The sequence below is a fragment of the Bradyrhizobium liaoningense genome, assembly GCF_018130955.1.
GTDB classification, from domain to species: Bacteria; Pseudomonadota; Alphaproteobacteria; order Rhizobiales; family Xanthobacteraceae; genus Bradyrhizobium; species Bradyrhizobium liaoningense_C.
This window is the reverse complement of the sequence record NZ_JAFCJM010000014.1, coordinates 104789-117252: the sequence shown is the minus strand read 5'-3', so window position 1 is coordinate 117252 and position 12464 is coordinate 104789. Positions and strand designations below refer to the sequence as shown.

Here is a 12464-nt window from a genome sequence, read left to right as displayed (position 1 = left end):
CCAATGAGCGACGCCCCGCGAGAGCTGCAACGATGCGGAAACTGACGATTTCGACGGCGGAGCTTCCCGCGCAGCTCGATGATAAGGCGCGCTTCAGAGTTTGGCACGACAGCTTTTGCGAGTGGGTCGTCCGCTGTGACATGAAGCGGCTGTCCGACGAACCCTTTGCCATGGAATGGACGTTCAACGAATTGAACGAGGTGAGGTTCGGCCGGGTCTGCGGCGCGTCTCGCTCAACCGCCGTCATGCCGCCCTGATATGCTCGCCCTGGGCTTCAACCTTGGCGCTTCGGCGAGCTGGTTCTCCCAGCGGGGGGATCTGATCCGGGCGAGCGGGCAGCCGTTCCTTTATAGTTTGACCGAGACCTATCGCTCCGCCGGCGCAACCGACGTCCTCAGCGTGGCGATGCCGCGACGTGCGCTCCAGGCGCTGGTCCCCGATCCCGAGTCGCTGTTGTCGGTGCCGCTCGACGGCAGCTTGCCGGCGATGCGGCATCTGCGGCGCTATCTCTGCATGATGAACGAGCCGGGCAGCATCAGCGACGATCAGCCTCTCATCGATCACGTCGAAACCACGATTCTGGATCTCGCCGCGCTCGCGCTTGGGGCGCAACGCGATGTCGCGGAACTTGCAAGCATGCGTGGCTTGCGCGCCGCCCGGCATGCCGAGATCGTCCGCGTGATCGGCAAGGGATTTTGCAACCCGGCCTTCTCGGTGCAGCGTGTTGCGATCGCGACGGGCCTGTCGCCGAGCTACATCCAGAAGATATTGCACGAGACGGGCCAAAGCTTCACCGAGCGGGTGCTCGCGCTGCGGCTTGGCAAGGCCCGCCGCATGCTGGTCAATCGCAGCAACGACAGCCTCAGGATCGGCGAGATCGCGCTCGCCTGCGGTTTCAACGACATTTCTTACTTCAACCGAAGCTTTCGCCGCCGGTTCGGCGCGGCCCCCAACGAATGTCGCGGCAACGCCCTTTGAACGCAGTCCGAGCGGCTCGCGACCAAGATAGTGAGGCGGCCGGGGTTGCGCGCGACCCGCTGAACGGTAGTCTCGCCGCCGAGACAAGCTTTGGGCAGGGCATCTGCATGACCGCTCTTCAGGACACAGCAAAACCCTCGCGCAAATCCGGGGAATGGAAGGCGGTCGTCATCCTGATCCTGCTGATCCCCGTGCTGTGGTCGCCGCCGTTCCTGGTTCGCTTCTTTCTGTACCAGCCCTTCAGCATCCCCTCGAGCTCGATGGTGCCGACGCTGCTGATCGGCGACGACGTGTTCGCCGCAAAGTATGCCTATGGCTACAGCCGCTACTCGTTTCCGGGATGGCTGCCGCCGTTTTCGGGGCGCATCTTCGGATCGGAGCCCCTGCGCGGCGACGTGATCGTGTTTCGCCTGCCCAGCGACACCAAGGTCGATTACGTCAAGCGCGTGGTGGGGTTGCCGAACGATCGGATCCAGATGAAAGAGGGCCAGCTCTTCATCAACGACAAGCCCGTGACGCGGCGGCGCCTGAAAGATGGCGTGGAGGACTATGCCTGCGGCATCGAGCCGGGCACCAAGGCAAAGCGCTGGTGGGAGACGCTGCCGAACGGCGCGAGCTACGAGATTCTCGATTGCATCGACAACGCCTATTACGACAACACCAACGTCTACACCGTGCCGCCGGGCCATGTCTTCGTGCTCGGCGACAACAGGGACAACTCCACCGACAGCCGGGTGCTGTCGACCGTGGGCTACGTGCCGATGGAGAACATCGTCGGCAAGGTGACGCGGATCTACCTCTCCATCGGCACTGACGACGTCCGGCCCGAGCGGATCTGGATGAAGGTGAAGTGAATGAGTCCCTCTCCGCCGTCATTCCGGGGCGTCGCGAAGCGGCGCTCCCGGAATCCATAACCACAGGCGGCAGGAATGGCCTACTACGTCTACATCCTCGCCAGCAAAAAGCACGGCACGCTCTACATCGGCGTGAACCAGTGATCTGGTGCGCCGTGTTTACGAACATAAGACGAAGGCGGTGCTCGGATTCACGACGAAGTATGGCGTCGACAAGCTGGTTCTGTTCGAGATTTACGAGGACGCCGCGACGGCCATTGCCCGCGAGAAAGAGCTGAAGAAGTGGCGGCGGGATTGGAAGACGCGGCTGATCGAGGAGCAGAACCCGAATTGGGACGATCTCTACAGCGGGATATCCAACTAGCGTTCGTGGTTATGGATTCCGGGCTCGCGCCAAGAGGCGCGCCCCGGAATGACGAGTGCGGCGGCGGTTCCTCTCTCCGTCATTCCGGGGCGGTGCGAAGCACCGAGCCCGAAATGGCGAACGGCCAAACAAAAACCCCGGCATCGCTGCCGGGGTTCTGCATTTCGTAGATCGCGTTAAGCGGTCGGACCTTAGAAGTCCATGCCGCCCATGCCGCCGCCCGGAGGCATGGCGGGACCGGCAGCGGCCTTCTTCGGCAGCTCGGCGACCATGGCTTCGGTGGTGATCAGCAGCGCCGCCACGGAGGAGGCGTTCTGGATCGCGGTGCGCACGACCTTGGTCGGATCGATGATGCCCTTGGAGACGAGGTTGACGTACTCGCCGCTCTGGGAGTCGAAGCCGTAGGCGTACTGATCCTTCTCGAGGATCTTGCCGACGATGACCGAGCCGTCTTCACCCGCGTTGATCGCGATCTGGCGGGCCGGCGCGGACAGCGCCTTGCGCACGATCTCGACGCCGGTCTTCTGGTCGTCGTTGGCGGTGCGGACGCTCTTCAGCTTCTCGGAGGCGCGGAGCAGGGCGACGCCGCCGCCCGGCAGAATGCCTTCCTCGACAGCCGCGCGGGTCGCGTGCATCGCGTCATCAACGCGATCCTTGCGCTCCTTCACCTCGACCTCGGTCGCGCCGCCGACGCGGATCACCGCGACGCCGCCCGCGAGCTTGGCAAGACGCTCCTGGAGCTTCTCGCGGTCGTAGTCCGAGGTGGTCTCCTCGATCTGCGCCTTGATCTGGGTCACGCGCGCCTCGATGTCGGCCTTCTTGCCGGCGCCGTTGACGATCGTGGTGTTCTCCTTGTCGATCATCACCTTCTTGGAGCGACCGAGCATGTTGAGCGTGACGTTCTCGAGCTTGATGCCGAGGTCTTCCGAGATGCACTGACCGCCGGTCAGGATCGCGATGTCCTGCAGCATGGCCTTGCGGCGATCGCCGAAGCCCGGAGCCTTGACGGCCGCGACCTTGAGGCCGCCACGGAGACGGTTCACGACCAGGGTCGCGAGCGCTTCACCTTCGACGTCCTCGGCGATGATCACCAGCGGCTTGCCGGTCTGCACCACGGCCTCGAGCAGCGGCAGCAGCTCGTTCAGCGAGGAGAGCTTCTTCTCGTTGATGAGGATGTAGGCGTCGTCCATCTCAACGCGCATCTTGTCGGCGTTGGTGACGAAGTAGGGCGAGATGTAGCCGCGGTCGAACTGCATGCCCTCGACGACGTCGAGCTCGGTCTCCAGCGACTTGGCTTCCTCGACGGTGATGACACCCTCGTTGCCGACCTTCTTCATGGCGTCGGCGAGGAACTTGCCGATCTCCGCATCGCCATTGGCCGAGATGGTGCCGACCTGGGCGATTTCGTCGTTCGACGTGACCTTCTTGGTGTTCTTCTCGAGGTCGGCCACGACGGCGTCGACGGCGAGGTCGATACCGCGCTTGAGGTCCATCGGGTTCATGCCGGCGGCAACCGCCTTGGCGCCTTCGCGAACGATCGCGGCGGCCAGCACGGTGGCGGTGGTGGTGCCGTCGCCGGCCGCGTCAGCGGACTTGGAGGCGACTTCGCGCACCATCTGCGCGCCCATGTTCTCGAACTTGTCGTCGAGCTCGATCTCCTTGGCGACGGTGACGCCGTCCTTGGTGATACGGGGAGCGCCGAACGACTTGTCGAGGACGACGTTGCGGCCCTTCGGACCGAGCGTGACCTTCACGGCGTTGGCGAGGATCTCGACACCGCGCAGCATACGGTCGCGCGCGTCGACGCCGAATTTGACTTCTTTGGCTGACATACTGGGTTTCCCTGAGTGTTTGGTTCTGTCTCACCCTTGGCGGGGCGCCCGGCAGGCGCTCCTCAGGGGTGAGCGGTGCGAGCGGTTGATTAGGCGGCTTTCTTCTTGGAAGCGGGGACGTCGAGCACGCCCATGATGTCGCTTTCCTTCATGATCAGCAGGTCCACGCCGTCGATCTTGACTTCGGTGCCGGACCACTTGCCGAACAGCACGCGGTCGCCGACCTTCAGATCGATCGGGATCAGCTTGCCGGCCTCGTCGCGGCCACCGGGGCCGACGGCGACGACTTCGCCCTGGGAGGGCTTTTCCTTGGCAGTGTCGGGAATGATGATGCCGCCAGCGGTCTTCTCTTCTGCGTCGATGCGCTTGACCACGACGCGGTCGTGAAGCGGACGGAATTTCATGCAGTCCTCCTAAGCATTTGCACGAGATGGAGTTTTTGGGGTGTTAGCAATCGATGCCCGCGAGTGCTAGCACGGGCGGAGCTGAGATAGGACAGGAAATTTGCGGGAGCAAGGGCTTCTAGCAGAAAAATCAGCACTCTGAAGCGCTGCCTGCCAGAATTGTTTACCATCGTTAATGGGCGGGAACGTGACGCCGGGGACCGTATTAGCACGGAGCCGCATCTGCTGCTAACGCATTGAATTTCAACAGCTTGTTAAACTTTTGGGCTTGAGATGGATTGTCAGTTTGCGTCACATTTCTCTCATGTGAGCGCATCTTTTCCGGGTGGCTCCCGGGGCACCGATCAAGCCACCCCCTGAATGCGCTCCTGCAAAGGAGGTTGGCATGGGCTTGCGGGCTGGGGGCGTTTCCGAGGACTTCCGGAAACAGATGCTGGGCTACGGACTGACGACGGCGCAGATCCTGTACCGGATGCCGGATCATCCGGCGCTGCTCCAGACATATGTCTGGCAGAACTACGATCTCTTCCCGAAATTCCCGGCGCTGACCGATTTCCTCGCCTTCTGGCAGCAGAAGCTCGACGGTCCGCTGTTCTCGGTGACGGTGGCACATTCCAAGCTGATCAAGCCGGCCGAGCTGCGCGCAGTCGACGGCGTGTTCAGGCTGCATTGACCTCGCACGCGGTGCTGTAGGGTGGGCAAAGGCGCGCTCTTCGCGCGCCGTGCCCACCATCGTCTCCACGATTGCGATTGTAAGTGGTGGGCACGCCAACGGTCGCGCATCGCGCGCCGTTGGCTTTGCTCACCCTACGATTCCTCAAATCTGTGCTAGCCTTCCGCCAGAACAAGAACGGGAGGCAAAGCATGGCCAAGAAGACCAAGAAAGCGACGTCGCGCAGCGCAGCGCAATCCGCGGTGAAGAAGAAGTGGAGCGGCAGCAAGGCCGCGGCCCGGCCATCGGCACGCAAGGCGGTGACGTCGAAGGCGCGCACGACCGCTGCCAAATCCTCCGCCAAGAAACCCGCGCGTCCCAAGCAGCGCATCGCGGTCAGCCATCATCGCGAAGAGGATTTCAAGGCGGACGGCCTGCGCGCCTACGCAAAGTATCGCGACCTCGGCATTTCCGATGCAACCCACGGCCTCGCGCAAGCGCACGTGATCCGGCTGCAAGGCCCCTGCAACCCGGCCGAGGTGTCGAAGCTTCACTATCACGACGTCGAATTCCAGATGGTCTACGTCCTCAAGGGCTGGGTGAAGACCTACATGGACGGGCAGGGCGAGACGCTGATGCAAGAAGGCAGCGCCTGGACCCAGCCGCCGAAAATCAAGCACATGATTTTGGACTATTCCGACGATGTCGAACTGCTGGAAGTGATTTTGCCGGCGGAGTTCAAGACGGTCGAGATCAAGGCGTAGGCTGTCGCGTCGTCATTCGGCGGCGCCGGACATTTTTTCCTCTGTCATTCCGGGGCGCCGCGAAGCGGCGAGCCCGGAATCCATTTCACCATACGTGCTGAGGCCCAATGGATTCCGGGCTCGCGTCAAGTGGCGCGCCCCGGAACGACCGTGGTTGGCCCGCCAGCACCGATCGTTAGAATGCATCCGATCCGCGAAACCGGGCAGTTACCGGTCGAATGATTTCAGCCGCCCGCAGCGCGGGCGCTAACCAGTCGAAAATACCTCTCGCGTCAACTCAGGGCTGTAAAAACGCGAGACATGCTTTCATGGCGACGACCTTTGGCCGACGCGGCGCCGTGGCGCCTCCCTCAAGAGTATCGTTTCAACCCGTCGCAGCACCGATCGCGCCAGCGGTCGTGCGCGACAGCGATCAGTCCGACTCCGAAGAGGGGACGCTGTTTCGCGAAAACAAGCTTCTGGCCGATATTCCCTTCCTCACCATTGGCCTGATCTTTCTCCTGATCCTGATCTACGGGCTGCAAAGCAATCTGGCGATCAGCATTGGGCGGGACGGCTCGCTCGATGTCCGCTCGCTGATCGCTTATGGCGCGTCCAGCTACGATCTGGTGGTTGGAAAGGGAGAGTGGTGGCGGATCGGACTTGCGCCGCTTCTGCATGGCAGCAACTCGCACCTGATCGGCAACTGCGTTGCGCTGTTCATCGTCGGCGTCAGGCTGGAGCCTCTGATCGGCCGCGGCTTGTTCTCGCTGATCTTCATTGCCAGTGCGCTGGCCGGCGAGGCCGGCTCGCTGCTGGGCAATGCGCCGGGCATGCCCGGCGTCGGTGCGTCCGGCGCCATCACCGGGCTCATCGCAGCCCTGTTCGTCGCGAGCTTCGATCCCGAGGCGGACGCCGATCAAACGATCTCGCGACTGAAGACGTCGCTCTTCTTCGGTATTCCCGCGCTGCTGCCGCTTGCCTTTGGCGCCTCCGGCAACACCGACTATTATGCTCACGCAGGTGGTGCGCTGGCCGGCGCCGCGCTTGCCATCACGCCGTGGCTCGCCTTCCGGTCCTATGACAGCCTGCCGCGGAGCGCCGGCATGACGATGATCGCAGCCTTCGCCGGATCTCTGATCTGCGCCGGCTTCGCCGCCGGTCATTATTCGTCCTACATGGCCGACGCCGCGCAGTATATCCGCGCGTCGGAACTGCCGGCGAACGCGCGCGAGATGGCCAGCAGGTCTCTCGATTTGGTCACCCGCTACCCGAAGGACCCGCGGGCTCATCTGTTCCGTGCGATCTTCTTCATTGAACAAAAGAGTTTTGGTGCCGCCGAGACGGAATTGCGAACCACCATGTCGCTCGCCGCTTCCGATGTGGCGGGCGGGCCGGCGCGCACCGCGGCGCAAGCCGTGCTGGCGGAGTTGCTGCTCGCGCAGAAGCGGGACAGCGAGGCGAAGGCCATGGCGGCCGATCCTTGCCGTGCCAGGCTGGGCAAGGGGCAACGCATATTGGAGAAGTCGAAGTTGTGTGGGTGAGCGGAACCTCTCCGCCGTCATTCCGGGGCGCGCCCTCTTGGGCGCGAGCCCGGAATCCATCGGGCCGCAGTACACGCGGGGAAATGGATTCCGGGCTCGCGCTTCGCGCGCCCCGGAATGACGAGGGGATGACCTACGTCAACACCCCCACGATCGCTCCCATCAGGCACGTCGTCAGCGTCCCCGACACGATCGACTTCAGCCCGAGCGCGTTGATCTCGTCGCGCCGTTCCGGCGCCATGACGCCGAGGCCGCCGATCATGATGCCCAGGCTGGCAAAGTTGGCGAACCCGCACATCGCATAGAGCATGATCAGCCGCGAGCGCGCATCGAGCGCGTCGGGCGCGAGCTTTGACAGGTCGACATAGGCGATCAGCTCGTTGAGCACGGTCTTGGTGCCCATCAGGCTGCCGGCGGTGACGGCCTGGTCCCAGGGCAGGCCCATCAGCCAGCACACCGGCGCCATCACGAGGCCAAGGATGCGCTGTAGCGAGATTGCGCTGCCGCCGACGTTCGGCAGCAGGCCGAGCACGGCATTGACGAGATAGACCAGCGCCACCAGCACCAGCAGCATGGCGACGATGTTGAGCAGCAGTTCGAGCCCTGCGGAGGTGCCCTTGACGATGGCGTCCATCGTGCCGGACGCATGCATCTCGGGATCTTCCAGCCTGCCGCCGGTGAGCTTGTCGCTGGTTTCGGGCACCATGATCAGGCTGACGAGGATCGCGGCCGGTGCGCCCAGCACGGAGGCGATGACGAAATGCGCCGCCGCGTCTGGGATCAGCGGCGCAAGGAAGGTGGCGTACAGCACCAGCACGGTGCCGGCGATGCCGGCCATGCCGCCGGTCATCACCAGGAACAATTCGCTGCGCGTCATCTGCGCCAGGTAAGGCCGCACGAACAGCGGCGCCTCCACCATGCCGAGGAAGATGTTGGCGGCGGTCGACAAGCCCACCGCCCCGCCGACGCCGAGGGTGCGCTCGAGCAGCCACGCCATGCCGCGCACGATCGGCGGCAGCACGCGCCAATAGAACAGCAGCGTCGTCAGCACGCTCATGACCAGCACGATCGGCAGCGCCTGGAAGGCGAGGATGAAATCCGCACCGGGCACCTTCAGCTCGAAGGGCAGGGTGCCGCCGCCGACATAGCCGAACACGAAGGCGCTTCCTGCGCGCGAGGCTGAGGAGATCGCGCCAACCGCATCGTTGATCGCGCCGAAGGCGTGGGCGACGATGGGCAGCTTGAGCAGGACGATCGCCGTGCCAAGGGTTGCGACAAGCCCGATCGCGGCCTGCCGCAGCGAAACCGCGCGGCGGTTCTCCGCGAGCGCCCAGGCGATCAACAGCAATGCGAAAATGCCGAGTGCCGATTGCAACCGCAGCATGATGTCCCCAATCCCTCAATGATTATGGCAGTGAGCGCGTTGCAAACGCAATGCCGCGCGCGGGGCTGGTCCCCCAGTTGTTGACAACCGCGGCCGGCTCAGTCACGCGATGATTTCGACCCTTTCGGGCCGCACCAGGCCCCCAAGCAACAGCCAAGAGCAGTCGATGTCCGCGAAACCGCCGGTCAGCGCCGGCGCACTCCTCAAGCACCGGGCCTTCCTGTTCTTCCTGCTCTCGCGCAGCCTGTCGCGCTTTTCCAGCCAGATCGCGGCGGTCGCGATCGGCTGGCAGATCTACGACCTCACCGGCAGCGCTTTTGCGCTCGGCATGGTCGGGCTGGTGCAGTTCCTCCCCACAGCGCTGCTGGTGTTCGTCGCCGGTCACGCCGCCGACCGCTACGAGCGCAAGCGCGTGGTCCAGCTCTGCCAGTTGGCCGAAGCCGCCACCGCGCTCTACCTCGCGGTCAGCACCTATTACGGTGCGGTCGGCGAGGTGCAGATCTTTGTCGCGACCTTCGTGCTCGGCATTGCCGGCGCGTTCGAGAGCCCGACCACCGCGGCGCTGCTGCCGCTGATCGCCCCGGAGGGCTCGCTGCAGCGCGCGACCGCGGTCTCCAGCGGCGCGGCGCAGATCGCGACCATCACGGGGCCTGCGCTCGGCGGCTTCGCCTACGCGATCGCGCCGCACTTCGCCTATGGCATCATGGTGCTGTTCTGGATTCTCGGCATGATCTTCACCGGTGTGATCCGGCCACGGCCGCAGGCGATCGCCAAGGCGGCGGCGGACGACGACATCTATGCCGGCGTGCGCTTCATCCACTCCAACCCGGCGATCCTCGGCACCATCTCGCTCGACCTGTTCGCGGTGCTGCTCGGCGGCGTCACGGCGCTGCTGCCGATCTATGCCCGCGACATCCTTCAGACCGGGCCGATGGGGCTCGGCGTCCTGCGCGCCGCGCCCGCGGTCGGCGCGCTGGTCATGACCATGGTGCTGGCGCGGCACGCCATCAACCGGCGCGTCGGCATGCGGATGTTCCAGGCCGTGATCGTGTTCGGCATCGCCACTGTGGTGTTCGCGCTGTCGCACTGGATGTGGCTGTCGGTGGCCTCGCTCGCGATCCTCGGTGCTGCCGATACGATCAGCGTCGTGATCCGCTTCTCGCTGGTGCAGCTCGCCACCCCCGACGAGATGCGCGGCCGCGTCGGCGCGGTGAATTTCCTCTTCATCAACGCCTCGAACCAGCTCGGCCAGTTCGAGAGCGGGCTGACCGCCGCGCTGTTCGGCGCGATGCCGGCCGCGGTGCTCGGCGGCATCGGCACCATCGCGGTGGCGCTGCTGTGGATGAAGCTGTTTCCGAGCCTGCGCAAGGTGGAGCGGCTGGAGTAGGGCATTTCTTCACCTCGCCCCGCTTGCGGGGAGAGGTCGCATCGCATCGAAGATGCGATGCGGGTGAGGGGGACTCTCCGCGAGTCCAACTGTTACCGTCCCTGTGGAGACTTCCCCTCACCCCAACCCTCTCCCCGCAAGCGGGGAGAGGGGAAGGAGAGAGCTCAGCCCCGACCCACGAACGGCATCTTCGTCGCCATGACCGTCATGAACAGCACGTTGGCGTCCAGCGGCAGGCCGGCCATGTAGGCCACGGCATCGCCGACGGCTTTCGCGTCCATGCGCGGCTCGTGCTTCATCGTGCCGTCGGGCTGCATCACGCCGGGGCCGGCGACCATGCGGTCGGTCATCGGGGTCGCCGCGTTGCCGATGTCGACCTGGCCGACCGCGATGTCATAGGCGCGGCCGTCGAGATTGCTGGCACGGGTCAGGCCGGTGATGGCGTGCTTGGTCGAGGTGTAGGCCGCCGAGAACGGCCGCGGCGCATGCGCCGAGATCGAGCCGTTGTTGATGATGCGGCCGCCGCGCGGCGACTGGTCCTTCATGATGCGGAAGGCGTGCTGGGTGCACAGGAACGGGCCGGTGAGGTTGGTGTTCACTACCGCCTGCCACTGCTCGAGCGTGAGATCCTCGAAATTCACCGGCGGCGCGCCCATGCCGGCGTTGTTGAACAGCACGTCCAGCCGGCCGTAGCTGTCCTTCACCTTGGCAAACAGCGCGGCGATCGAGTCGGCGTTGGTCATGTCGGCGGACACGCAAAGGCTTTTTCCGGCTGGGCCGAGCTTTGCGGTCTCTTCCAGCTTGTCGAGCCGCCGTCCCGTGAGCACCACCGTGAAGCCGGCATCCATCAGCGCCAGCGCGGCCGCGCGCCCGACACCCGTGCCGGCGCCCGTCACCACTGCGATCTTCTTTGCTTCACTCATCGTTTCCTGCCTTTTCTGTTTGTCAGGTTTTGGAGTCTTTTTCGTTCTTGTAGGGCGGCCGCGGGATGTTCTGATGTGCCGCGCGCAGCGCCGCCGACCAGCGCGAGCGCAAATCGTGGAAATAGGGCTCGCCCGCTTCGATGCGATGATTGAGGTCGGCATCGCATACGTCCGGACGGACGACCAGCACGTCGATCGGCAGTCCGACGCCGAGATTGGAGCGCATGGTCGAGTCCATCGAGATCAGGCTCGTCTTCAGCGCCTCATAGAGCTCGATGTCATAGTGCATGGCGCGGTCGAGCACGGGCTTGCCGTATTTGTGCTCGCCGATCTGGAGGTAAGGCGTATCCGTGGTGCATTCGATAAAATTGCCGGCCGGATAGACCATGAACAGGCGCATCCGCGAGCCCTTGATCTGGCCGCCGAACAGGAAGGAGACGTCGAAATTGATGTCCTCGGCCTTCAGCGCCGCCGCTTCGGTCGAATGCACGGCGCGGATGGCGCGGCCGATGCGCTGCGCCGCCTGGAACATGGTCGGCGCGTTCATCAAGGTCTCTATCTCGCCGGTGTCCGGATCTTCCAGACCCTCGGTCAGCGTCGACAGCACCGACTGGCTGATCGCGAGATTGCCGGCGCTGGCGATTGCCATGATGCGATCGCCGGGTTTTGAGAAGATGTGCAGCTTGCGGAAGGTCGAAACGTTATCGAGGCCGGCATTGGTCCGGGTGTCGGCGATCATGACGAGGCCTTCCCGAACCAGGATTCCGCAGCAATAGGTCATTTCCAGTCCCCGAACGCACCATCTTGAACGCGGAAATTACTAGCCAATTTCATGGACGGCTCCAACCCCATTTCCCCCAAAGGGGCACGCTGAAACCTTTCCTTGGCGGGTGCCGTATCAAACGGCTAGAAATCGACCCGGCAGAGGAGGGCGGGGAATGAGAAGACTGGTGCTCGGCAGCCTGGTTGCGGCGGCCCTTGGCATGACTCTTGTCGTGACTCTTGGCATGATCGGCGGCGCGGCGTTCGCCGGTCCCTGGGAGGACGGCATGGCCGCCTATAACCGCGGCGATTACGTGCCGGCGATCCACGTGTTCCGCGGCATGGCGAAGGCCGGCAACACCAAGGCGCAGATGATGCTGGGCTCGATGTATCAGCGCGGACAGGGTGTGGCGAGGAGTTCTGCCCATGCCTTCATGTGGCTGACCCTGGCTGCGTCCCGCGGCGACACAAAGGCCAAGGCGGAGCTGAAGACGGTGTCGGCGACCATGACGCCGGACGACCTGTCGCAGGCACGCGCGATGATGCAGGCCTGCGAGGCGTCGGACTACAGGAATTGCGAGTATTAGCTTATCGTCGTCATTCCGGGGCGATGCGATAGCATCGAACCCGGAATCTG

At 64.2% G+C, this 12464-nt stretch carries 13 protein-coding genes and 1 pseudogene; 9 read left to right on the top strand and 5 right to left on the bottom strand.

What is annotated here, in order from left to right; all coding sequences use genetic code 11:
• Nucleotides 1-32 precede the first annotated feature (32 nt).
• From JQ632_RS14570 to JQ632_RS14555, 4 genes and pseudogenes are all read left to right on the top strand, one after another.
• Complete coding sequence (locus JQ632_RS14570; RefSeq protein ID WP_212403052.1) at nucleotides 33-257, top strand: hypothetical protein; 225 nt, start codon at nucleotides 33-35, stop codon at nucleotides 255-257.
• Between the two features lies 1 nt (nucleotide 258).
• Nucleotides 259-978 (top strand): AraC family transcriptional regulator, encoded by a 720-nt coding sequence (locus JQ632_RS14565; RefSeq protein WP_212403050.1) that lies wholly within the window; start codon nucleotides 259-261, stop codon nucleotides 976-978.
• Between the two features lie 107 nt (nucleotides 979-1085).
• Entirely contained in the window at nucleotides 1086-1832 is a 747-nt protein-coding gene (gene lepB, locus JQ632_RS14560; RefSeq protein ID WP_212403048.1) for a signal peptidase I, read from the top strand.
• 75 nt (nucleotides 1833-1907) lie between these two features.
• Nucleotides 1908-2196 (top strand): annotated as a pseudogene (locus JQ632_RS14555) (GIY-YIG nuclease family protein).
• 191 nt (nucleotides 2197-2387) lie between these two features.
• Here JQ632_RS14555 and groL read toward each other — a convergent pair.
• Both groL and JQ632_RS14545 read right to left on the bottom strand, forming a co-directional pair.
• The gene (groL, locus tag JQ632_RS14550) at nucleotides 2388-4028 is read right to left on the bottom strand and encodes a chaperonin GroEL (RefSeq protein WP_212403046.1); all 1641 of its coding nucleotides are present in this window, start codon (nucleotides 4026-4028) and stop codon (nucleotides 2388-2390) included.
• Nucleotides 4029-4117: 89 nt separating this feature from the next.
• Nucleotides 4118-4432 (bottom strand): co-chaperone GroES, encoded by a 315-nt coding sequence (locus JQ632_RS14545; RefSeq protein ID WP_014494241.1) that lies wholly within the window; start codon nucleotides 4430-4432, stop codon nucleotides 4118-4120.
• Between the two features lie 385 nt (nucleotides 4433-4817).
• On the opposite strand from JQ632_RS14545, the gene JQ632_RS14540 reads away from it, so the two are divergent.
• From JQ632_RS14540 to JQ632_RS14530, 3 genes are all read left to right on the top strand, one after another.
• Complete coding sequence (locus tag JQ632_RS14540; protein ID WP_212403044.1) at nucleotides 4818-5105, top strand: usg protein; 288 nt, start codon at nucleotides 4818-4820, stop codon at nucleotides 5103-5105.
• A 191-nt stretch (nucleotides 5106-5296) separates the two neighbouring features.
• Nucleotides 5297-5848 (top strand): cupin domain-containing protein, encoded by a 552-nt coding sequence (locus JQ632_RS14535; protein ID WP_212403042.1) that lies wholly within the window; start codon nucleotides 5297-5299, stop codon nucleotides 5846-5848.
• Between the two features lie 308 nt (nucleotides 5849-6156).
• Entirely contained in the window at nucleotides 6157-7371 is a 1215-nt protein-coding gene (locus JQ632_RS14530) for a rhomboid family intramembrane serine protease (RefSeq protein WP_212403040.1), read from the top strand.
• 133 nt (nucleotides 7372-7504) lie between these two features.
• Here JQ632_RS14530 and JQ632_RS14525 read toward each other — a convergent pair whose 3' ends face one another.
• The gene (locus JQ632_RS14525) at nucleotides 7505-8755 is read right to left on the bottom strand and encodes a NupC/NupG family nucleoside CNT transporter (protein WP_212403038.1); all 1251 of its coding nucleotides are present in this window, start codon (nucleotides 8753-8755) and stop codon (nucleotides 7505-7507) included.
• 166 nt (nucleotides 8756-8921) lie between these two features.
• Between JQ632_RS14525 and JQ632_RS14520 the strand changes: the two genes are divergently transcribed.
• Complete coding sequence (locus JQ632_RS14520) at nucleotides 8922-10142, top strand: MFS transporter (RefSeq protein ID WP_212403036.1); 1221 nt, start codon at nucleotides 8922-8924, stop codon at nucleotides 10140-10142.
• Between the two features lie 164 nt (nucleotides 10143-10306).
• On the opposite strand, the gene JQ632_RS14515 is transcribed toward JQ632_RS14520, so the two are convergent.
• Entirely contained in the window at nucleotides 10307-11065 is a 759-nt protein-coding gene (locus JQ632_RS14515; RefSeq protein WP_212403034.1) for an SDR family oxidoreductase, read from the bottom strand.
• A 22-nt stretch (nucleotides 11066-11087) separates the two neighbouring features.
• A complete protein-coding gene (locus JQ632_RS14510; RefSeq protein WP_212403032.1) occupies nucleotides 11088-11846 on the bottom strand; it encodes a proteasome-type protease in 759 nt (252 codons plus the stop codon).
• Nucleotides 11847-12003: 157 nt separating this feature from the next.
• Between JQ632_RS14510 and JQ632_RS14505 the strand changes: the two genes are divergently transcribed.
• Nucleotides 12004-12414: a sel1 repeat family protein gene (locus JQ632_RS14505; protein WP_212403031.1), complete on the top strand. Its 411-nt coding sequence runs from the start codon at nucleotides 12004-12006 to the stop codon at nucleotides 12412-12414.
• Nucleotides 12415-12464 lie beyond the last annotated feature (50 nt).